At 72.4% G+C, this 20,652-nt stretch carries 24 protein-coding genes and 1 pseudogene; 15 read left to right on the top strand and 10 right to left on the bottom strand.

The window, feature by feature from the left end:
* Positions 1-48 precede the first annotated feature (48 nt).
* A complete protein-coding gene (locus tag FXF52_RS17830; protein ID WP_148798043.1) occupies positions 49-672 on the bottom strand; it encodes a hypothetical protein in 624 nt (207 codons plus the stop codon).
* A gap of 215 nt (positions 673-887) precedes the next feature.
* Here FXF52_RS17830 and FXF52_RS17825 point away from each other — a divergent pair, with 215 nt between their 5' ends.
* The 5 genes from FXF52_RS17825 (at position 888) to FXF52_RS41675 (ending at position 3,261) form a co-directional block, all read left to right on the top strand.
* Complete coding sequence (locus FXF52_RS17825) at positions 888-2,084, top strand: helix-turn-helix transcriptional regulator (RefSeq protein ID WP_148798042.1); 1,197 nt, start codon at positions 888-890, stop codon at positions 2,082-2,084.
* A 137-nt stretch (positions 2,085-2,221) separates the two neighbouring features.
* Positions 2,222-2,473, top strand: coding sequence for a hypothetical protein (locus tag FXF52_RS17820; RefSeq protein WP_255472068.1), 252 nt, complete (start codon positions 2,222-2,224; stop codon positions 2,471-2,473).
* 64 nt (positions 2,474-2,537) lie between these two features.
* Positions 2,538-2,876 carry a hypothetical protein gene (locus tag FXF52_RS44070; protein WP_187413557.1) on the top strand — a complete coding sequence of 113 codons (339 nt, stop codon included), beginning with the start codon at positions 2,538-2,540 and terminating at the stop codon, positions 2,874-2,876.
* On the top strand, positions 2,873-3,091 hold the full coding sequence (locus tag FXF52_RS17805; protein WP_148798039.1) for a hypothetical protein: 219 nt from the start codon (positions 2,873-2,875) through the stop codon (positions 3,089-3,091). The genes FXF52_RS44070 and FXF52_RS17805 overlap by 4 nt, the downstream gene beginning before the upstream one ends.
* Positions 3,088-3,261: a hypothetical protein gene (locus tag FXF52_RS41675; RefSeq protein WP_187413553.1), complete on the top strand. Its 174-nt coding sequence runs from the start codon at positions 3,088-3,090 to the stop codon at positions 3,259-3,261. The genes FXF52_RS17805 and FXF52_RS41675 overlap by 4 nt, the downstream gene beginning before the upstream one ends.
* A 31-nt stretch (positions 3,262-3,292) precedes the next feature.
* On the opposite strand, the gene FXF52_RS17800 is transcribed toward FXF52_RS41675, so the two are convergent.
* Positions 3,293-3,907: a hypothetical protein gene (locus FXF52_RS17800; RefSeq protein ID WP_255472076.1), complete on the bottom strand. Its 615-nt coding sequence runs from the start codon at positions 3,905-3,907 to the stop codon at positions 3,293-3,295.
* 378 nt (positions 3,908-4,285) lie between these two features.
* On the opposite strand from FXF52_RS17800, the gene FXF52_RS17795 reads away from it, so the two are divergent.
* Positions 4,286-4,708, top strand: coding sequence for a DUF6223 family protein (locus tag FXF52_RS17795; RefSeq protein WP_148798037.1), 423 nt, complete (start codon positions 4,286-4,288; stop codon positions 4,706-4,708).
* 110 nt (positions 4,709-4,818) lie between these two features.
* Here the strand turns inward: FXF52_RS17795 and sodN are convergent, their stop codons facing one another.
* Positions 4,819-5,223 carry a superoxide dismutase, Ni gene (gene sodN, locus FXF52_RS17790; RefSeq protein WP_148798036.1) on the bottom strand — a complete coding sequence of 135 codons (405 nt, stop codon included), beginning with the start codon at positions 5,221-5,223 and terminating at the stop codon, positions 4,819-4,821.
* 181 nt (positions 5,224-5,404) lie between these two features.
* On the opposite strand from sodN, the gene FXF52_RS17785 reads away from it, so the two are divergent.
* From FXF52_RS17785 to FXF52_RS43140, 3 genes and pseudogenes are all read left to right on the top strand, one after another.
* Positions 5,405-6,727, top strand: coding sequence for a radical SAM protein (locus FXF52_RS17785; protein ID WP_148798035.1), 1,323 nt, complete (start codon positions 5,405-5,407; stop codon positions 6,725-6,727).
* 105 nt (positions 6,728-6,832) lie between these two features.
* Positions 6,833-7,543, top strand: a complete 711-nt coding sequence (locus FXF52_RS17780; protein ID WP_148798034.1) for a DNA alkylation repair protein — start codon at positions 6,833-6,835, stop codon at positions 7,541-7,543.
* A gap of 139 nt (positions 7,544-7,682) precedes the next feature.
* Positions 7,683-7,787: pseudogene (locus tag FXF52_RS43140) on the top strand (short-chain dehydrogenase); the annotation flags it as partial.
* A gap of 4 nt (positions 7,788-7,791) precedes the next feature.
* Here FXF52_RS43140 and FXF52_RS17770 read toward each other — a convergent pair.
* On the bottom strand, positions 7,792-8,430 hold the full coding sequence (locus FXF52_RS17770; protein ID WP_148798033.1) for a TetR/AcrR family transcriptional regulator: 639 nt from the start codon (positions 8,428-8,430) through the stop codon (positions 7,792-7,794).
* A gap of 65 nt (positions 8,431-8,495) precedes the next feature.
* Here FXF52_RS17770 and FXF52_RS17765 point away from each other — a divergent pair, with 65 nt between their 5' ends.
* Positions 8,496-9,632, top strand: a complete 1,137-nt coding sequence (locus FXF52_RS17765; RefSeq protein WP_148798032.1) for an FAD-dependent monooxygenase — start codon at positions 8,496-8,498, stop codon at positions 9,630-9,632.
* 84 nt (positions 9,633-9,716) lie between these two features.
* Here FXF52_RS17765 and FXF52_RS17760 read toward each other — a convergent pair whose 3' ends face one another.
* Positions 9,717-10,331 carry a TetR/AcrR family transcriptional regulator gene (locus FXF52_RS17760; protein WP_255472067.1) on the bottom strand — a complete coding sequence of 205 codons (615 nt, stop codon included), beginning with the start codon at positions 10,329-10,331 and terminating at the stop codon, positions 9,717-9,719.
* Between the two features lie 111 nt (positions 10,332-10,442).
* Here FXF52_RS17760 and FXF52_RS17755 point away from each other — a divergent pair, with 111 nt between their 5' ends.
* The gene (locus FXF52_RS17755; RefSeq protein ID WP_148798031.1) at positions 10,443-11,477 is read left to right on the top strand and encodes a hypothetical protein; all 1,035 of its coding nucleotides are present in this window, start codon (positions 10,443-10,445) and stop codon (positions 11,475-11,477) included.
* 100 nt (positions 11,478-11,577) lie between these two features.
* On the opposite strand, the gene FXF52_RS17750 is transcribed toward FXF52_RS17755, so the two are convergent.
* The 4 genes from FXF52_RS17750 to FXF52_RS43135 all read right to left on the bottom strand — a co-directional run bounded on the left by FXF52_RS17750 (position 11,578) and on the right by FXF52_RS43135 (position 15,618).
* Positions 11,578-12,078 (bottom strand): GNAT family N-acetyltransferase, encoded by a 501-nt coding sequence (locus FXF52_RS17750; protein WP_148798030.1) that lies wholly within the window; start codon positions 12,076-12,078, stop codon positions 11,578-11,580.
* Between the two features lie 62 nt (positions 12,079-12,140).
* A complete protein-coding gene (locus FXF52_RS17745; protein ID WP_148798029.1) occupies positions 12,141-14,669 on the bottom strand; it encodes an FtsX-like permease family protein in 2,529 nt (842 codons plus the stop codon).
* A gap of 1 nt (position 14,670) precedes the next feature.
* Entirely contained in the window at positions 14,671-15,456 is a 786-nt protein-coding gene (locus tag FXF52_RS17740) for an ABC transporter ATP-binding protein (RefSeq protein ID WP_148798028.1), read from the bottom strand.
* Positions 15,457-15,486: 30 nt separating this feature from the next.
* Entirely contained in the window at positions 15,487-15,618 is a 132-nt protein-coding gene (locus tag FXF52_RS43135; RefSeq protein WP_255472066.1) for a hypothetical protein, read from the bottom strand.
* A 139-nt stretch (positions 15,619-15,757) separates the two neighbouring features.
* Between FXF52_RS43135 and FXF52_RS17735 the strand changes: the two genes are divergently transcribed.
* The 4 genes from FXF52_RS17735 (at position 15,758) to FXF52_RS17720 (ending at position 17,486) form a co-directional block, all read left to right on the top strand.
* Entirely contained in the window at positions 15,758-16,003 is a 246-nt protein-coding gene (locus FXF52_RS17735) for a heavy-metal-associated domain-containing protein (RefSeq protein ID WP_187413552.1), read from the top strand.
* 104 nt (positions 16,004-16,107) lie between these two features.
* A complete protein-coding gene (locus FXF52_RS17730; protein ID WP_255472074.1) occupies positions 16,108-16,512 on the top strand; it encodes a metalloregulator ArsR/SmtB family transcription factor in 405 nt (134 codons plus the stop codon).
* Entirely contained in the window at positions 16,502-16,927 is a 426-nt protein-coding gene (locus FXF52_RS17725; RefSeq protein ID WP_255472065.1) for an SRPBCC family protein, read from the top strand. The genes FXF52_RS17730 and FXF52_RS17725 overlap by 11 nt, the downstream gene beginning before the upstream one ends.
* Entirely contained in the window at positions 16,914-17,486 is a 573-nt protein-coding gene (locus FXF52_RS17720; protein ID WP_148798024.1) for a TIGR03086 family metal-binding protein, read from the top strand. Before FXF52_RS17725 ends, FXF52_RS17720 begins: the two co-directional genes overlap by 14 nt.
* Before the next feature lie 104 nt (positions 17,487-17,590).
* Here FXF52_RS17720 and FXF52_RS43880 read toward each other — a convergent pair whose 3' ends face one another.
* The gene (locus FXF52_RS43880) at positions 17,591-20,614 is read right to left on the bottom strand and encodes a BTAD domain-containing putative transcriptional regulator (protein ID WP_148798023.1); all 3,024 of its coding nucleotides are present in this window, start codon (positions 20,612-20,614) and stop codon (positions 17,591-17,593) included.
* Positions 20,615-20,652 lie beyond the last annotated feature (38 nt).

Raw genomic sequence — 20,652 nt, 5'->3', positions numbered from 1 at the left:
ATCCCGCCCGATCCGGGTACGACGGGGCATTGACTCGCCCGTTGACTGTCAGAGCGTGCCCGAGTTCGGCCAGTGCGACCAGTGGGTCGTCGGTGGCAGCGTCGGTTGGTAGCGCCCTGGATCTCCCGTTGTCAGGACCTCCGCGATCAGCCGGTAGGTTTCCGTCTGGCTCGGCAGCACGTCGTCGAAGACCGGCTGATGCCACTCCTCTAGGCGGAGAATCTCTGGTACGTCGTTCGGGATCCGGGCGCGCAGCTCGTCCTCGGTGGCCAGCAAAAGGTTGCGGTGGGTCGGCACGAGCCGGCGCAGCGCATCGACCATGGGTTCTCCCGGCGTCGTGGTGAGCGGCACGCTGTGCCCGCGCAGCACGAACGGCGGAAGCTGCTCGTCGACAATCTCTTCGAGGTGTTCGATACGGCTGTGGAAGTCGCCGTTCTCAAACCCCGGCTCGCCGGAGGTCAGGCAGTTGCCGAACACGTGCAGGACGTCGAGGACGGCCTGGGCGCGACGGTTGTAACCAACCAGCTCCACCACCAGAGCCCACCTGTTAGCGTCGCGATAGGCGTGAAGTCTGCTGTCGATCGGGTAGTAGTAGCCGTTTTCCAGGTCGACGAAGACCGCCTCGTCCGCCGCCGCGTCGAACTGTTCCAGGATGGCACCGACATCGACCACGCGATCATGGTGCCAGGTGGCACTGCATCTGACTCATCGAGGAAACAGCGGGTGGGCGTTCCGCGCGCCTGGTCGGCGCGGCTCGCGGCGCTTCCTCCGCAACTCGGTTGCGGCGGGAGCGCGTCGAGACTGCCGCGCGAGTACCGTCGGCTATGGCGGCCCGCCGGAGTAGCGGCCGGCGGCCCGCCGCCCAGACCGCTACCTGGGAGCCGACGATGACCGATCCCGTGACCTTCGGCGCGCGCCTCCGCGCCCATCGCGAACGTGCAGGTAAAACGCGTCCAGTTCTCGGTGGGCTCGTCGGCCGCAGCGCCGAATGGGTCAAGGCCCTGGAGAACGGCCGACTCCTCCCGCCCCGCCTGCCTATGTTGCTCCGCCTGGCCGAGGTGCTCGACATCTCCGACCTGGCGGACCTTACCGGCGACCAGTCCCTGCCGGTGGCGTCGGTGACCCGCGCCGGCCACCCCGACGTCGACAACGTCGCCGCCGCCATGCAGCGTGCTGCAGTGCCGGTCGGCGAGCCGACGCCCGTCGACGTGCTGCGCGGCCTGGTCGACCAGGCGTGGGCTCTGTGGCACCGGTCGACCGTCGAGCGTACGGCGGTCGCGGCAGTGCTTCCGGGGCTGCTGGCCGATGCGCAACGCAGCGCCCGCCGGCTGGACGGCCTGGCCCGCCGCCAGGCGCTGGTCGAGTTGGCGCGCGTCTATCACCTTGCCCAGTTGTACCTGGCCCACCAGCCGTATCCGGAGTTGGTGTGGCTGGCGGCCGACCGGGCGATGCTCGCCGCCCAGGATGCCGATGACCCGGCTGCGATCGCCGTGGCCGCCTGGTACTACGCCCACGTCTACCGTGGCGCGAATCAGGTCGACGCTGCTGAGCAGGTGCTCGTTGACGCAGCCGGCCTGGTTGACCCGGCTGCGGGTGCTGAGCAGTTGGCCCGATGGGGGCAGGCGCAGCTCGGGATCGCGCTCGGACACAGCAAGGCCGGACGGGCCGGGAAGGCATGGCGCGCGTGGAACGCCGCCGAGAAGGCCGCGAGCCGGCTCGGCGACGGGTACGCCCATCCCTGGCTGATGTTCGGGCCGGCCGCCTGCGCGGCGTACGCGGTGACCATCGAGACGGACCTGTGTCGACCTGGTGAGGCCGTGCGTCGGGCCGACACGACGGACTTCCGTGCGCTGCCGTCGCACACCCGTCGGGCTGCCGCCCTGATCGAGGCCGCTCGGGCGCACATGCTGAACCGGGGCGAGGTCGCGGCGATGCACCTGCTCGGCCGGGCACTGCGGGATAGCGTGGACACAGTTCGCCACCAACCGTTTGCCCGCACTGTTGCCCTGGAGCTGTCGAGCCGGCCGGGCACGGTCGGGGAGGACGCGCGGGAGCTGGCTCTCGCGATCGGGGTGATGGGGTAGCCCTTCCTCGGGTACAAGCTGTCCCCGCCGCCATCCGTGACCGCTCGTAGCGTCCAGGTCACTGACGGCGGCGGGGATCTTTGGCGCGAGAGAGCCGATACGGCCTGACGAGACCTTGCCGCCTTCCGACGCTCGACGTGGAGACGGAACCTGTGGCGATCTGGTCCGAACTGTGCAAGCTCGTGCGGTGGCTGTTCCGGCGGCCGGAGCCGCCGCCGCCCCCGGGCACCGGGCAGCGGTACCAGGCGAGCGAGCAGATGGCGGCGCAGCGGCGACTGCTCGACCAAGCGGAGCAGTTGCGGGACAGGCAATGGCACCGTGAGCCGACGCAGATCGTGCCGATGACGCTGGGCCAGCGGGCCGACTACGGGACGAGGGGCCACCGGTGAGCCGGCAGGGAGCAGGCTCCCATGGCAGGTCGGCTTCACGCGGGCAGCGCGTCTCGTACGACGAATATTTGCTCGCGACCGCGCTGACCCTCGCCCGACGACACCGGCCGGTCTGGTTCTGGCGGAACTGGCGGCACGCCTGCTGCTGCGGTGTCGAGCTGCTCTGCCGTGCCCGGCATCGGGTCCCGGTCAGCCGGGGCCACTGGCCGGTCGGAGAAGTCGAGTGAACGACGAGCGGGAGCTGGCGATCCTCGCGGTGCACGTGCGAGGTCTCGACGGGATGTGCATCGGGTGCCGGGCGTGGTGGTCGCGGCTGGCTCCGTACCCGTGTTGGCAGGTGGAGTGGGCGACCAGCCGGCAGGCGCGGGTCATCACCGCGCGTTTCCTGAGGGTCCGCGCGTGACCACGCACGGGCCGGTGCTGCCGATCTGGACCTGCGGCGGCTGTGGGGCGCCGCGGCCGTGCGCGACCCGGCGGCGGGAACTGCGGGCGGAGTTCGAGGACGCCCCCGTCTCCCTGGCGCTCTACATGGGGGCGCAACTCGTCCGTGCCACCGCGGATCTGAGCTGGGCGTCCGCCGGCACGTTGCATCGGCGCTTCCTCGGCTGGCTGCGGTGAGCATCCTGCGGCCGGGCGACGAGAAGTTCCATTACAGCGACGGCTCCCACCGGTGGATCCCGCCCGACCCGCACTACGACCAGGAGGTCTGGGACGAGCAGGTCCGCCAGCACAAGCAGGGCCACCTGAGACACGAGCACCCGAAGGTGCGCGTGCAGCGGCTCGTGTGATGCCAGCGCTGCTGGACCGGGTACGACTGCCTCAGCTCGGGCTCGTGACGAGCAGGGCACTGTGCTGGCTCCAGAGCCACCGTAGGTACTGCTGCACTTCCTCCGGCGTGGCGACCCATCCGTCGTCCATGTAGGTGAGGATGCGTTTGATCTCGCCGGGTACGAGGTCGTAGGCGGTCGCTCCGGTTTCCGGGACGGGTGTGTCAGGGGAGACGGCCACGGGGAGTGGGATCAGGGGGAGGCGAAACCCAGCCCTGGTGAAGGCTCTGAGGACCGTGAGGTAGACGCGGGCCAGGTGGTAAGGCGAGACAGCGAGCGCGAGGCTGGTGATGCCGCGGGTTCGGACCTGGTTGACGATCCACGCGGCCTGCAAGCCGGTGTTGGGGGCCGGCTCGGCTTGGAGTTGGACCCCATTGGTGCGACGAAGGCCGAGACTCCGCAGGTAGTCGAGCGTGATCTCGACGTAGGTCTGTTCAGCCGGGTTCCCGTTCGCCACCAGGAGGTGGCGGAGCGCCGGGTCCGCCTCCCAGCTGCGGATCGCATGAGTGAGACGCCATTCTTCGCCCTGACCGGTGGCTACCACGAGCGCGTCGACGTGGTCGGCGGCCGACTGGGGCAGGGTCAGGATCATCGTGACGGCCTTCATGACCGCCAGAAACTGGCCGGCCGTGAAGCCGGCCAGATCCTCTTCCGCCACCACCCGAGGCGCCGGCTTGCCGGGATTCACCGAACTGCCCCGACCGCCTGGTCGTGCAGGCCGATGCGCAGACGCAGGGACGCCAGATCGTCGGAGACCACGCATGCGATCTTTCCAGCCCTCATCGAAGCCATGGGCCCAACCATTTCCGATACGGCGGAGGGATCGCGTTGACGTGCAGGGCCGGGGGCGAGACAACGGTCGTACGACGCCGCGAGCGACCTACAACCCTGGTCGTATGCCATCGCAACTCTGGCACGACGACCCGTGGCCATGCCGGTACATACGCTGCCGCTGGTACCCGTCATGCGAGCGAAGGGATCCTCGATGTCCGTCCGCCACCTGCTTGCCGCCGCCAACGCCGCCCTGCTCGGGGCAGTTGGGCTTGCCGAACCGGCGGCCGCGCACATCTCGGTCCAGCCGGCCGCCGTCAGTGCTTACACCTTGAGTGCCGGGCGGATCGGGGCCATGGTGGCCGCCGTGCTGGCGCTGGTCGGCGTGGTCCTCGGTGGGTTGGCCATGGCCCGCTCCGCCGGTCGGATCGGCGGCGGCAGCGGGCGACGCGGGGCCATCGGGGCCCTGGCGTTGGGGCTGACCGGCATGGTCATCGGTGGGGTGGTTGTGGCCACCGCCGACGGTGGTCTCGGCACCGGCAACGGGCTCGGCGGGGGCGTCGTGGCCCTGGTGGTGGGGCTGATCGGCGTGGCCCTCGGTGGGCTGACTCTGGCCCGCTCCCGCCGCATCGGCTGACGCGCAATACCGGTTCGCCGGCCACCCGCACCGTCCCGCACCGTGCTGACCAGCCCGGCGGCCCGCGTGCACGCCTTCTGCCGTCGTGACGCCGGGCGGGTCAGCGGCGGTCAGCTCTGCTTCGTCTCCCAGAAGATCTTCGAGATCTCCTCGATCTTCGCGAGCAGTTGCTCGGCCACGGCCGGGTCCGGGGAACCCTTCGCGCCGCCGGCACCGGCCAGCTTGGTCGCCTCGTTGAACAGGCTGTGCAGCTGCGGGTACTTCTCGAAGTGCGGCGCCTTGAAGTAGTCGGTCCACAGCACCCACAGGTGGTGCTTGACGAGCTCGGCCCGCTGCTCCTTGATGATCAGAGCCCGGGTACGGAACTCCGGGTCCTCGTTCGCCTGGTACTTCTCGGCGATCGCCTTGATCGACTCGGCCTCGATGCGCGCCTGCGCGGGGTCGTAGACCCCGCACGGCAGGTCGCAGTGAGCGCTCACCACGGTGCGCGGAGTGAACAAGCGTGACAGTCGCATGGGGCTCCCTTTCTCCGAGTGGTACCGCTGAACGCTAAAACCTCCACCCCACTTCAGGTCAACGCAAGATCAGCAGGACGTTCGTCACGTCACCATCGGCAGACCCGGCGCGGGCGGGGGAGATACCTTGAAGGATGCTGTGACCGTTGGGGCCGTTCGAGAACCCTGCTCAGGAGAGTGCATGGCATCGCGTACCGATCTCGTCGAAGATCTGATGAGCCGTTTCCCGCACGTGCCGCGCGAGGCGGTCATCAAGGAGGACCTGCTGCGCGGCGGTCTGGCCTTCGACGACTCGGCCCTGACCGACAACGAGCACGGCGACGTCAAACCGAAGTCGTACTTCATCTTCTCCTTCGACCACCGCACGCTGCCCGAGCTGGGCACTGCCGCACTGCGCCGGCCGCCGGAAGAGATCGTGCTCACCGGCGGCCCGTACGGGCTGCGCCGCACCGTGGTCTCGGTCCGCACCAACCCCGGCTCGCCGTACCGGGTCAAGAGCGACGACGAGGGACGGCTGCGCCTGTTCCTCGACGACCGGCCGATCGCCGAGGTCGGGCTCCCGCCGATGCCGGACTACTACCGGCACACCCTCGCCAACGGCAAATCGGTCATGGAGGTCGCCCCGACCATCCAGTGGGGCTACCTGATCTATCTGACCGCCTTCCGGGTCTGCCAGTACTTCGGCGCCAAGGAGGAGTGCCAGTACTGCGACATCAACCACAACTGGCGCCAGCACAAGGCGGCCGGCCGCCCGTACACCGGGGTCAAGCCGGTCGACGAGGTCCTCGAGGCCCTGGCGATCATCGACAAGCACGACACCGAGAAGGCCTCCCAGGCGTACACCCTCACCGGCGGCAGCATCACCTCCCACGTCGGGGGACTGGCCGAAGCGGACTTCTACGGCCGGTACGCCCAGGCGATCGAGGAACGCTTCCCGGGCCGGTGGATCGGCAAGGTCGTCGCCCAGGCCCTGCCCCGCGCCGACGTGCAGCGCTTCCGCGACTACGGGATCCAGATCTACCACCCCAACTACGAGGTGTGGGACAAGCGGCTGTTCGAGCTCTACTGCCCCGGCAAGGAGCGCTACGTCGGCCGCGAGGAGTGGCACCGCCGCATCCTCGACTCCGCCGAGGTCTTCGGCCCGCGCAACGTCATCCCGAACTTCGTGGCGGGCGTCGAGATGGCCGCCCCGCACGGCTTCACAACGGTGGACGAGGCGATCGACTCCACCGCCGAGGGCCTGCAGTACTTCATGTCCCGCGGCATCACGCCGCGGTTCACCACCTGGTGCCCGGAGCCGACGACGCCGCTCGGCCGGACCAACCCGCAGGGCGCGCCGCTGGAGTACCACGTCCGGTTGCTGGAGGTGTACCGGGCGGTGTTGGAGGCCAACGGCCTGTCCAGCCCGCCCGGTTACGGCCCGGCCGGCCCAGGGCGAGCGGTCTTCTCGGTCAGCTCGTTCATGGACAGTCTTCCCGGCGAACCCGAAGCCGACCGGGCCTAATCCGCGATCGGCTGGTCGCGGGCCCGGCGCCGCCCGGCGGTCGCGCCCGCCGTCTCCTGCTCAGAGGCGGAGCCGGACGCGGTGGTCGCGATAGGTTGCACAGTGATGGCCACGATCGACGACGTCCGTCACGAACTCGCCAGCCTCGCCGACCCGGATCGGGCCGAGGGAGTGAGCCGGTATCTGCAGATGGTTCCGGGCGGCTACGGCGAGGGCGACCGGGCCATCGGCGTTTCCGTGCCGGAACAGCGCAGGGTGGCCGGCCGGTACTGGCGCGACCTGTCCCTGGCCGACACGGCGGTGCTGCTGACGAGCGGCGTGCACGAGGAGCGGCTGACGTCGCTCCTCATCCTGGTGCGCAAGTTCGCCAAGGGGGACGAGGCCGAACGGGGCGAGATCTTCAGCATCGTCCTGGCCAACACCGACCGCATCAACAACTGGGACCTGGTGGACTCGTCCGCGCCGTACATCGTCGGCTCCTGGCTGATCGACAAGGACCGGAGCGTGCTCGATCGGCTGGCCGAGTCGAGCCTGGTGTGGGATCGGCGGATCGCCATCATGGCAACTCTCGCCTTCATCAAAGCCGGCGACTTCCACTGGACCTTCCGGCTCAGCGACCGGCTCCTGCGCGACCCACACGACCTCGTCCACAAGGCGGTGGGCTGGATGCTGCGCGAGGTGGGCAACCGGGACCGGGCGGCGGAGGAGGAGTTTCTGGCCCGGCGTTACCGGGCCATGCCACGGGTCATGCTGCGGTACGCGATCGAGAAGTTCGAACCGCAGCGACGTAGGGAGTACCTGTCCGGCCTGGTGTAGCGGATCGATGCTTGAGCGGCCGAGCGGATCGGCCGGGCGGGTCGTTGCCGGGCGTCGGTTCAGTGGCCGGGCCGGCGCGGGCGCAGGCCGTTGAGGGCGGTGGCGACGACGCGGTTGGCGTAGTCGGCGGTGAGCGGGCCTGGCGTTCGACATCTCGCCTCGACGAATGGACACCTGGGCGGGCTGGGAGCAGGTCAGCCGGGCCGCAGAGCATGCCGTCCCGGCACCCGGGCCCGCGCGCTGACCGGTTACGTGCCGGATCGCTGCGCCTCGGGGTGCTGGCCTGCGAACGCCCGGAGCAGTGTCGCGATCGCGATGGTCAGGTCCGCTCGGTTCGCGGCTGTCCCAGGTGGTGGGGCGGTGCGGGCGCCCGCACCGATCAGACGGTCGAACAGCAGGCCGTCGATGCAGGCGACGAGGTGGTCGCCGGCCTGCGCCGGATTCCGGGCGCCGGCGGCCGCCAGCATCGCCCTCGATTGCGCGCGTGAGGCGTCGCCGTATTCCAGGATGGTCCGTAGCTCGGGATGGTGCGTGGCTTCGAGCAGGCAGGCGTAGCGCGCCAGCGTGCGATGGCGCGCAGTGCTCATCCATTGGTCGAGGAGGGCGGCGATGCCGGCGGCTGTCCGGTCGATGTCGGTCAACGCGACCGCCGCCGAGTCGGCCCCAGCCGGCAGCTCGCGGGCATCCAGGTCCGCCCGGTCGAGGTCGGCCAGCCGGCGTACGACCGCTTCGATGAGCGCCTTGCGAGTGCGGAAGTAGGCGGACGTGGTGCCCTGCGGCAGTCCGGCCCGAGCATCGACGGCGCGGTGGGTGAGGCCGCGCATGCCGAGTTCGGCGAGCACGTCGATCGCGGCATCGGTCAGGACCGCGAACCGGTCGGTCGTCATGGTGTTGCGACTCCCTTCTACGGCTGTAGTATCGCCTTCTACACCTGTAGAAGGACGGTGTGCGGATGGACCGGACGGCCGTGGTGATCGGTGCAGGCATCGGCGGGTTGAGCACGGCCCTGGGCCTGCTTCGCAAGGGCTGGCACGTGACCGTGCTCGAGCGGGTCGCCACCTTCAGGCCGGTCGGAGCCGGCCTGGTGCTCCAGGCCAACGGGCTGCGCTGTCTCGACACCCTCGGTCTCGGCACGGCCGTCCGGGACCTGGGGCGCGCCGACATGTCCGGTGGCACCCGCCGGCCCGACGGCCGGTGGATTGCCCGCATCGGCGCTGGCGACATGGAGCATCTGCTCGGCACCGCAGCGGTCGGTGTCCACCGCGCCACCCTGCACGAGATCCTTCTCAACGCCTTGCCGGAAGGCACCGTCGTGACCGACGCCGAGGTCAGTGCCGTCACCGCCGACGGCGACGTCACGTATCGAAGCCGGGACGGACTCGTCCGGATACGAGCCGATCTGGTGGTCGGGGCGGACGGGATCCACAGCACCGTGCGGACACTGCTGTGGCCGGATGCCGCCGGCCCGGTGCGCGTCGGCGTGACCGCATGGCGCGGAGTGACGCCGACCTGGGACAAGGACCTCGTCGTCGCGATCACTTGGGACCGTGGCGCCGAGTTCGGCATGGTGCCGCTCGCCGACGGACGGGTGTACTGGTTCGCCGCCGTCAACACCGCGCCCACCCACCCCGACGTCGACGAGGTGACCCAGGTGCACGCCCGGTTCGGCAGTTGGCACGACCCGATCCCCGCCCTCATCGGCGCGACCGACACCGTCCTGCGCGACGAACTTGCCTGCCTCGACGAGCCGCTCCCCAGCTATGTCAAGGGCCGGGTCGTCCTGCTCGGCGACGCCGCTCACGCCATGACACCCAACCTCGGCCAGGGTGCCAACCAGGCGCTCGAGGACGCCGTCGTCCTCGCGGCCGTCGCCGATCGGCCGGACGGCCTGATCGCCTACGACCGGCAACGCCGCCCACGGAGCCAGCAGGTGGCGAAGGCGTCCCGCGTGATCGGCCGCTTCGGCCAGCAACTGGACAACCCGGTCGCCGTGGCCGTCCGCAACATCGTCATGCGCGTGACCCCGCCGCGGTTGGCTCTCCGCTCGATGGCCCGCTACGCCGACTGGCGCCCGCCGTCACTCGAGTAGGGACGGCTCCCAGCGCGGCGGCAGCCATCGCGCGGGCACCCGGCTTCGGCTGACCTCACCCGCGATCCGCCATGACTGCGCGGACTATGCCGTGGCGCGCTTCCGCACGAGTGGCAGGTATACCTCGTCGACGATGTCGATGAGGATCTCGTCGGGTGCGGTCGGCACGCCTCGCGTGACGAACTCGTTCCGGAGCAGGACGATCGCCACGGTGGCGACCCGGGGGTGGAGGGATTCAGGGGAGGCTTCGCCGCGGGCGACGGCGCGCCCCAGGATCGTCAGCCACATGGCGGTCATGGCGTCGGTGGATTGCTCCGGTAGTTGCGCCGCGAGGTTCTTCGCGCTGCCGGCCGCCGCCAACAGTTCCCGCAGGATGGCGCCGAGCGGCGAGCTCCAGTGCCGGTTGGCTCGGCGCAGCAGTTCCAGGGCATCCTCGCGCAGCTGACCGGTGTCGGGGGCTTGGATCGTCGTGGCCAACTGCTTGTAGGCGGCGATGCCGAGAGTGAGGCGGTCTGGCCAGCGGCGGTAGATCGCGTTCTTGTTGGTGCCTGCCCGCTTGGCGACCCGGTCCATGGACAGCCCCGCGTACCCGGATTCGGTGAGTTCATCGGCCGCGGCGCGCAGAATCGCCTCCTCCAGCGCCGCCCCCCGTCGTCGGGTCTTTCCAGCACTGGCCTGCGTCATCGGGTCGTCCGGCATGCTCTTCCTCGCGATCGGTACTGCTTGTTCCTTCCAAGCATCCACTTGACGTGCGACCTCCGTCAAAATACGGTACCGCAAGTACCTTATCGAGACACGGAGGACCCACGCGTGCGTGCCAGAGGCATCACCTACGACACTGGATTCGTCCGCCATGGCGTGAACTCCCGCCAGCGCTTCGAGCCGGAGTTGGTCGAACGCGAACTGCAGGTCATCCGGGACGATCTGCACTGCACTGCCGTCCGCGTGACCGGCGGCGATCCCGAGCGGATCGAGATCGCCGCGGCGTTCGCCGTCGACCTGGGCTTGGAGGTCTGGTTCTCGCCGTATCCGCTGGAGATGACTGCCGACGAGATGCTGTCGTTGTTCGCCGACTGCGCCGAGCGGGCGGAGCGGCTGCGGCGGCGCGGCGCTGAGGTCGTGTTCGTCACCGGCGCCGAGCTGAGCCTGATGAACCCGGGATTCCTGCCCGGCGACACCACCGAGGAACGGATCGGGCTGCTGAGCCAGCCACACCGCGTGCGCGACCTGATTGCCGAGGCCGGCGCCCGGGTCAACGACTTCCTCGGCAAAGCCGTAGCCCTGGTCCGCGAGCGGTTCGGTGGCAGGATCACCTACGCCTCGGTGCCGATTGACCGCGTCGACTGGACGCCCTTCGACATCGTGTCCATGGACGTCTACCGGTCGGCCGCGACCGCCGAGACGTTCGCCGAGATGTTCGCCGGGGGCATGCGCAGCGCGGCACTTCAAGGAAAGCCGGTCGCGATCACCGAATTCGGCTCGGCCACCTACGAGGGCGCGGGCGACCGGGGCGCGCAAGGACTGGAGATCGTCGAGTACGACCAGGACACCGGGCCGGTCCGGCTCAACGGGAAGTACGTCCGCGACGAGGCCGGCCAGGCGGCCTACCTACGCGAGCTGCTGGAGGTCTTCGACGCCGAGGGCGTCGACACCGCCTTCGTGTTCCTCTTCGCGCTCTACGACCACCCGCACCGCCCCGACGGCGATCCCCGCGACGACCTCGATCTGGCCAGCTACGGCATCGTCAAGGTCTTCGACGACCGCCACGGAGACACCTACCCCGACCTGCCGTGGGAGCCCAAAGCCGCGTTCACCACCATCGCCGAGTATTACGGAAGGCGATGAGAGCGTCGCGCTGCCGCGGGCGGTCGCGGCGATTCGCCCGCTCCTCGTCATCGGTGGTGGCCGGGCGCGCTGCGCCGGCCACCACCGACCCGCCAACGTCCTACGCCGGCGTGGCTGCCTCGTCGGTCTCCGGCGACAGCAGCGGCAGGTAGCTGTCGGGACGCCAGCCGGCGATCACCTTGGTGAAGAGCCCCGCGCCGAGCCGCTGGTAGAACCGCTGCGCCCCAGCGTTGTCCGGCTTGACCTCCCAGCGGATGACGAGCCCGTCGTCGGCCGCGGTACGGGCCAGCGCGAGCATCAGTGCCCGCCCCACCCCGGCGTCCCGGGCGTACGCCCGGACCCACAGGTCGTCCAGCGCGAGGATGTCCCGCCCGGACCACAGGTGTACGCGGCGCAGCGCGGAGACGTAGCCGAGCGGCTCCCCGGTCCGCTCGGCGAGCAGGACGGTGACGTCGTCCCGGCCGAGCAGCTCGGCCCAGCGGGCAGCGGTGACGGTGACGTGCGCGGTGTCGCCCTCGTGGGCGGCGATCTCCCGGACCAGGGTGTCCACGGTGCTGGCGTCGGCCGGGCCGGCCGGGCGGATGGTAACGGCGTCTGTCATGGTCTACTCCTTACACGATGGGGTGGCGCCGGCGCGAGGCCGGCGCCACCCGGGGTGACGGGTCAGGGCGTGCCGATGGCGGCGAGGACGTCCAGCCGGGCGGCGCGGCGGGCCGGCAGCAGCCCGGCGAGCAGGCCGGCGACCAGGGCGACGGCCAGCACGAGCAGCAGCCGGCCGGTCGGCACCGCCAGCACGGTCGGGGCGTCCCGGCCCAGGGCGCGGACCGTGGCGGCGGCGAAGCCGGCCCCCAGCACGATCCCCAGGACGCTGGCCAGCGCGGCGACCAGTACCGCCTCGGCCCGGATCATCCAGCCCAGCTGCTGGCGGGTCATGCCGACCGCGCGGAGCAGCCCGATCTCGGCGGTGCGTTCGGTGATGGACAGGGCGAGGGTGTTGGTGATGCCCAGCAGGGCGATCAGCACGGCCAGCATGAGCAGCACCGTCACCAGGCCGAGCACCTGGTCGATCATCTGGGTGCGGCCGGCGACCGCGGCGGCCTGGTCGCGTAGCTGCGCGGTCGGGGTGTCGGCCAGGGCCGCCTTGATCGACCGCTCGGCGGCGGCCCGGTCCGTGCCGTCCGCGGTGCGAATCAGCACGCTCGCGTCCGTCTCCTCGCTGTAGAGCCGGGCGAAGGTGTCCAGCGCGATGACGTAGTCGGTGGACAGCGCTCGGGCGTCCCCGTCGCGCAGCAGGCCGACCACGGGCAGGGTGCGGGTGCCGGTGCGGGAGAACGTCATGGGCAACTCGTCCCCGACGGTCAGGCTCCGGTCCCGGGCCACGTGTTCGGCCAGCACGATCCCGCCGCCGTCCAGCGCGGCCAGGTTGCCGGCGGTGAAGTGCAGGTTCGCCACCTGGGGCAGCGTCGCCGGGTCCACGGCGGTGAGGGCGCGGGTGGCGTCCCCGTCGCGCCAGTGGCCGTAGCGCAGCCGGGACGCGACGGCGACCTCGGGCAGCCGGCTGACCCGGTCGTACACGGCGGGGGAGAGGCCACCCAGCATCTCGTTGCGGGCGCTCTCCACCACATGGTCGGCGGTGATCACCTCGGCGTAGGACTGCCGGACCGAGCTGTTGACCGAGGTGCCGAGGACGGCCATGTAGCTGATCAGCGCGAGCCCCAGGGCCAGCGCCAGGGCGGTCGCCGCGGTCCGGCGCGGGGTGCGGGCCGCCGAGTCGGTGGCCAGCCGGCCGCTCACGCCGGCGGCGGCCAGCGGCCGGCCGACGAGGCGTACCAGGGTGGGGGTGAGCGCCGGACCGAGCAGCGCGAGGCCGCCGACGGCGCCCAGCGCGGCCACGCCGAGCAGCGGGACCGGGGCGTCCGCGGCGAGCACCGCCGCCGTGGCGGCCGGGCCCGCGACGGCGGCCAGCGCGCCGGCCACGACCCGGAACCGTCCGGTACGGGCGGCGGCCGCCTGCCGCAGCGCCGCCACCGGCGCCACCGCCGACGCGCGCCGCGCCGGACCGACCGCCGAGGCGACCGTGACGAGGACGCCGACGGCGAAGGCCACCAGCACGGTACGGCCGGTCAGCACCAGCCCGCCCTCCGGCAGCGGTACGCCGAACGCCCGGGCCAGCCCCCGGATGCCGGTGGCGGCGGCGACGCCGAGCGCCAGCCCGACGGCCGAGGCGGTGAGCCCGACCAGCAGCGCCTCGCCGAGCACCGAGCGCAGCACCTGCCCGCCCGTCGCGCCGGCGGCCCGGAGCAGGGCGAGTTCCCGGGTCCGTTGGGTGACCACGATGGAGAACGTGTTGGCGATCAGGAACGCGCCGACCAGCAGGGCGGCGCCGGCCAGGGCGAGCAGCACCAGCTGGAGCCAGCTCAGCTGGTCCCGGGCGGCTGCCGCGCCGGCCGCCGCGATGTCCCGGCTCGCGGCGACCTCGTAGTCGGCGCCGACGGCGGCGCTGATCCGGTCGCGCAGGTCGTCGGGGGCGACGCCGGGCGCGGCTACGACGGCCACCTCGGAGACGCCGGCGCCGAGCCGGAGCAGGCGCTGCGCCGACGGGAGGGTGACCAGGGCGACGGTGCTGTTCGGTAGGCCGCCCCGGTCACCGAACCCGGCCAGCCCCACCACCCGCAGCCGGGCGGTCTCGGTCGCCCGGACGGTGACGGTGTCGCCGAGCCGGACGCGGTGACCGCGGGCGGTGTCCTCGTCGACCACCACCTCGTCGTCCGCCGCCGGGGGCCGGCCGCTGCGGATGGTGAACGAGCCGGTCGGGGCCGGCGCCCAGGAGGCCAGCACGGACGCGCCGCTCGGCACGACCGGCGTGCCGGCCACCTCCAGCAGGCCCTGGCCGCGGACCAGTGGTTGCGCCGCGGCCACCCCGGACACCGCGGCGATGCGCGCCGGCAGGTCGGCCGGGAGCGGGTCCCGGGCGACCTCGACGCCCATCGCGGAGTCGAAGGCGACCGCGTCCCGCACGGTCAGGTCGACGCCGGCGGTCGCGGTGCGGAACTGGTCGTCGAGCAGCCGGGCGGAGGTGTCGGTGAGGACCAGGCCGCCGGTGGCGAAGGTGACGCCGAGGACGACCGCGAGCAGGGTCAGGGCCAGCCGCGCCCGGCGCGCGAGGGTGGTACGCAGAGTCAGGCGCCACATGTCAGTTCGCTCCCGTGGTGGCGGGCGCGGCCAACCGCGCCATGCGGGACAGGACGGCCGGCACGGTCGGTGCGTCGAGTTCGCCGTCGATCCGGCCGTCGGCGAGGAACACCACCCGGTCGGCGTACGCGGCGGCGTGCGGGTCGTGGGTGACCATCACGATGGTCTGTCCGAGGTCGTCGACGGCCTGGCGCAGGAAGCCGAGCAGCGCCTCGGCCGCCGACGAGTCCAGGTTGCCGGTCGGCTCGTCGGCGAACACGATCTCGGGACGGGTGATCAGTGCCCGGGCCACGGCGACCCGCTGCTGCTGGCCGCCGGAGAGTTCCCCGGGCCGGTGCCGCAGCCGGTCGGTCAGGCCGAGGGTGGCCACCAGGTGGGCCAGGCGCTCGGGGTCGGGCCGGCGACCGGCCAGGGTGAGCGGCAGGACGATGTTTTCCCGCGCGGTCAGGGTTGGCACCAGGTTGAAGGACTGGAAGACGAAGCCGACCCGGTCTCGGCGCAGCAGGGTGCGCTGCCGCTCGTTGAGCTGGCAGAGGTCCGTCCCGCCGAGCAGGATCTGCCCGGCGTCGACGGTGTCCAGGCCGGCCAGCGCGTGCATGAGCGTCGACTTGCCGGACCCGGACGGGCCCATGATCGCGGTGAACCGGCCGGCCGGGATGGACACGGTGGCGCCGTTGAGGGCGCGGACGGCGGCGGCGCCGCGACCGTAGGTGCGTACGACGTCCCGGGCCTGCACGGCGACGGCGGTCGAGGTGGGCGGGGGCGGCTTCAGGGTGTTCGTGGTCATCGTGGCTCTCCTGGGGTCGGGGTGGGTGGCTCAGCGGGCTATCCGGTGGCGCAGCGGGGTGCGCGTGGCGCGTACGGCGGCGGTGTGCCGGTCACGGCGCAGCCGGCGGACCAACTCGGCGCGCTCCAGCTGGATCAGGTCGGCGGCGAGCAGGTGGTTCATGGCGACTCCTCGGTCAGGTGCGGATCGGTGACAGGAGGAGAGTCGCTGGTCGCGCTGTCCGGACGCTGGCCGTCGATCCGGCCGGGGCGGACAGCGGATGGACAGGCCGCCGCCAGCGGCCACGGCCAGGCTGGCGGGCATGGTGGAACGGAACGACCCCGCCGCGGACCGGACGCGGGTGGTGACGGTGGCGCTGCCGCCCGGGATCTGCCGGCGCTGCGTGCGCGCGGTCAGCCGGCGGGTCAGTGACCTGCCCGGCGTGGTGTCGCTGGAGTTCGACGGCGACGCCGGCCTGCTGCGCGTGGGCGGCGAGGTCGACCCGGCCGCCCTGCACCGGACCGGGCTGACGGTCTGTCCCGCCGGCCCGAAGTGCCGCCCGGACTAGCGGCCCGCCGCCGGCCGGCGCACGGGCATGGAACTGCACTTTCAACCACGGGGTTGACGGGTGGGTGACCCCCGTTCTACGGTCGTTTCAACCATCGGGTTGAAATTGAGGGAGATGCCACGGACGCGCTGTCCCGAGCCTTCGCCGCCCTCGCTGATCCGACCCGGCGCGACATGGTCGCCCGGCTCTCCGAGGGTGACGCGACCGTGAGCCAGTTGGCCGAGCCGTACCGGATGACGTTGCAGGCCGTCTACAAGCACCTGCGGGTGCTCGAGGACGCCGGGCTCGTCAGCCGACCGCGCGGGCCGCAGCCCCGGTCGGTGCGCCTGGAGGTCCAGGCCTTCGACCTGATGGACACCTGGATCGAGCGTCACCGGAGCCGCGTCGAGCAGCGCTATCGCCGCCTCGACGCCGTCCTGGCGGAGATGGAGAGAGGCGAGCATGAACAGGATCACGGAGACAGTCATCGAAGCCGACCGAAGGCTGCCGGTCATCCGGATGACTCGTGACTTCGCGGCAAGGCCCGAGCAACTGTTCCGCGCCCACACCGATCCCGCGTTGTTCGCCCAATGGGTCGGCCCCACCGCCACGGCCACCCGGATCGAGCACTGGGACGCGCGTACCGGCGGCAGTTGGCGGTATGTCTCGGTGCACGACGGCACCGAGTACGGGTTCCACGGCTGCTTCCACGAGGTACGGCCGGACCGGATCGTGCAGACCTTCACGTTCGACGGCGAACCCGACGGAGTCGCGCTGGAGACGTTGTGGTTCGAGGACCTCGGCGACGGCCGTACGCGGCTGCGGACACAGTCGCTAGTCGACAGCTTCGAGGACCGCGATGCGTGGCTGCGCAGCGGCATGGAGGTCGGTGTCAACGAGGGTTACGCGAAGCTGGAGAGGATGCTCATCGATGGCACTGTCTGACCGCCCGGCCGAGCGACACCGGCAGGTTGCCGGGCTGTTCACCGACCGGGTGCGTGGCGCCCGGTCCTGGGACGCGCCATCGCCGGTCGCCGGCTGGGCCGCCCGCGACGTCGTGCGCCACCTGACCGAATGGTGCCCCGGGTTCCTCGCCTCCGGCGCCGGCGTCGAACTGCCCCGCGGGCCGTCGGTGGACGAGGACCCGGTCGCCGCGTGGCAGGTTCACTGCGACGGTGTGCAGGCGGTGCTGGACGATCCCGAGACGGCGCACCGCGAGCTCACCAACCCGCACATCGGCAGCCTGCCGCTGGCGACCGCGATCGACCGGTTCTACACCGCCGACGTGTTCATGCACACCTGGGATCTCGCCAGGGCCACCGGCCAGGACGACCGGCTGGACCCCGACTTCTGCGCTCAACTCCTCGGTGAGATGGAGCAGATGGAGCAGGTCATCCGCTCCTCCGGCCAGTATGGCCCCCGAGTGGAGGTACCCGTCGGTGCCGACACCCAGACCAGAATGCTGGGTTTCATCGGCCGGGACCCGTTCTGGGCGCAGCGGTGAGCCGCACGCCGGAAGCTGGCGTCCACCTAGCCGCCTTCGACGGATGGCGCTGACCGGACCGGGCCTGCCCCGCTGAAACGCCCCGGCGTCCAGGGGCGGGCGTGTCAGCGGGTTGCCGGAGCCAGGGCTGCCGCCGCGCGCCGGGCCGCGTCGGCCTCCTGTTGCCGCCCGGCGTCGGCCGCCGCCTCGGCGGTCAACGACCAGAGCCGGAGCCGGGCCCACGGGAATTCGCGCTCCTCGAGCAGTTGCACCGCCCGCCGGCACTCGTCCGCCGCGGTGGTCGCGTCGCCGCCGGCGTACGCGATCCGCGCCCGGCCCCAGGCGGCCCAGGCCTGGCAGCGCGGGTTGCCGCTGCGGCGGGCTGTCTCCGCCGCCTCGGCGAGCATCGCCGGCACGCCGTCGACCTCGCCCCGGTCCAGCCGGGTGTGCGCCAGCTGGACGAGGGTGAAGGCCAGCGCGTGCGGGGACGGGTTGCGCCGGGTCTCCGCCGCCGCCTCCTCGAGGACGGCGATCGCCTCGTCCTGCCGGCCGGCCTCGCGCAGCGCGATGCCGAGGTGCGCCAGGATGCCGGCCGGCAGGAGGCGGTCCCCGGCCCGCCGGGTGAGGTCGAGGCTGCGCCGCCACTGCTCGGCGGACCGGGCGAAGGCGCCGGTGCGCAGGTCCAGCAGGGCTTCGATGTAGCAGACCGTCCCGTGCCACCAGGGATCGTCGGTGTCGCCGCGCTCGCGGCGGGCCTGCGCGACCATCGCCCGGTAGCGGTCCGGGTCACCGTCGTACTGGCCCTCCCAGGCGACGACGAGCCGGGAGACCGCCGTGTTGACCCGGTCGCCCAGGCGTACGAACTCCACCAGGCTCTCCCGCGCGGCGGCCCGGGTCTGTGCCGTGGGGTAGTAGACGCCGAGCTGGCCGATCCGCTGCAGGGCGGCGGCCCGGGCGGCCGGTGCGGCCTGGCCGGTGGCGAGCAATGCGGTCAGCGCCCGGATCCCCTCGTACCGGGGTCCGTAGTTCCAGAACAGGAAGAGGGCGTCGGCCAGCCGCAGGCCGGCGTCGACCCCGTCCGTCCGCTCCAGGCAGCGGTCGACGGCGGCCCGGAAGTTGTCGTGCTCCTCGGTCGGGCGTGCCCAGGCGTCGGCGTCGGTCCGCGCGTGCGGGCCGTACCGTTCGGCCAGCTCGGTGAAGTGGGTGAGGTGCCGGTCGCGGGCGGCGGCGGTCTCGCCGGCCTCGGCGAGCCGGGCGGCGGCGTACTCCCGGATGGTGACCAGCAGCCGGAACCGGCCGGTGGTCGGGTCCGGCACCACGAGGGAGCGGTCGACCAGCCGGAAGAGCAGGTCGAGCACCTTGTCGGCGGCCAGGCCGCCGAACGCGCAGACCCGCTCGGCGGCGGTCAGGTCCCAGCCGCCTCGGAACACGGCCAGCCGGCGCAGCAGCCGCCGCTCGGCCTCGGTGAGCAGGTCGTGGCTCCAGTCGAGGGTGGCCCGCAGGGTCCGGTGCCGGGCCTCGCTGGTTCGCGCCCCCGCCGTGAGCAGCGCGAAGCGGTCGTGCAGCCGGGCCGCGATCTCCGCCGGCGGCAGTGCCTTCACCCGGGCGGCTGCCAGCTCGATGGCCAGTGGCATGCCGTCGAGCTGGCGGCAGATGTCCGCGATCACCGGCGCGGTCGCCTCGTCGAGGACGAATCCGGGGCGGACCGCCCGCGCGCGGTCGACGAAGAGGGCCACCGCCGGGCTGTCGCCGAGTCGCGCGAGATCAGCCGGCCCGTCGGGTACGCCCAGCGGTGCCACCGCGAGCTGGGTCTCCCCGGGTACGGCGAGGGCCTCCCGGCTGGTGGTCAGCACGGTCACCGCCGGGCAGGCCGCGACCAGCTGCTCGACCAGCTCGGCCACCTCGTCGATGACGTGCTCGCAGTTGTCGACCACCAGCAGCGCCCGGTCGTCGCCGAGCCAGGCGACCAACGCCGCGGTGGCGGCCGGTCCCGGACCGCCGGCGGCCACGCCGAGCTGGTCGGCGACCGCCTCGGGGAGATCCGCCCCGGCCGGCACGGCGGACAGGCGGACCAGGTGCAGCCGGTCGGCCAGGGCGGCGTCGACCCGGCGTACGGCCTCCAACGCCAGGGTGGTCTTGCCGACGCCGCCCGGGCCGGTCAGCGTCACCACCCGCGCCTCGCGTAGCCGGTCCAGCACCCGCTGCACGTCGTCCTGGCGACCGATGACCGAGGCGAGCCGGCGCGGCAGGTCGCTGCGCCCGGTTGCGCGCGGGGCGGGAATCGGCGCAGCCGTCGCCGCGGTCTCCGGCCTGGCGCCCCGGTCGGCCGCGCCGGCGACGGGCTGGGCGGCTGGCGCCGCCGGCAGGGCCGACGGGGCGGGGGCGGGGACCTGCTGCCGCAGGATCGCCTCGGCGAGCGCCTGCAGTTCGGGTGCCGGGTCGATGCCCAGCTCGTCGGCGAGGCGGTGCCGCAGCGCGTGGTACGCGGTGATCGCCTCGGCCTGCCGCCCGCCCCGGTAGAGCGCCAGCATCAGCAGCCGGTGCAGCCGTTCGCGCAGCGGGTGGGCGACGACCAGCCGTTCCAGGTCGGCGACCGCCTCGGCCTGCCGGCCGGTCTCCAGGAGCAGCTCCAGCCGGTCCTCCACCGCGCCGAGGCGCAGCTCCGCCAGCCGGGCGGTCTCGGCCAGCGCCCAGTCGGCCTCGCCGACGTCGGCCAGGGCCGGCCCGCGCCACAGCCGCAGCGCCTCGTCGAAGCAGGCCAGCGCGGCGGGTCCGGCGCCGGTGCTCGCGCGGGCCCGCTCCAGCAGCCGTTCGAAGCGGTACGCGTCGACCGCGTCGGGAGCGACGGCGAGCTGGTAGCCCGGGGCGCGGGTGACCAGCAGGTCGCCGCCCGTCCCGGCGGCGGCCAAGGCCCGGCGCAGCTTGGACACCCGCAGTTGCAGCGCGTTCGTGGCGTCGGCCGGGGGCTGGTCGCCCCAGAGCGCGTCGGCCAGCGCGTCGGCGGAGACCACCCGGCCTGCGGCGAGGACCAGCCGGGCCAGCAGGGCCCGGACCGCCGGGGCGAGCGGCGTGGCGGGTCGGCCGGCCACCCGGAGCTCGACGGTGCCGAGCACCCCGAAGCTCACCGTGGGCCCGCTGTCCCCGCTCATCACACTCCCGTCCGCTGCGGCGTCGGCCCTGCGGCCCG

Origin of the sequence: Micromonospora sp. MP36 (assembly GCF_008119785.1) — a bacterium.
GTDB lineage: Bacteria > Actinomycetota > Actinomycetes > Mycobacteriales > Micromonosporaceae > Micromonospora.
The sequence above is the reverse complement of the archived record's forward strand: the minus strand, read 5'-3'. Positions and strand labels throughout refer to the sequence as shown.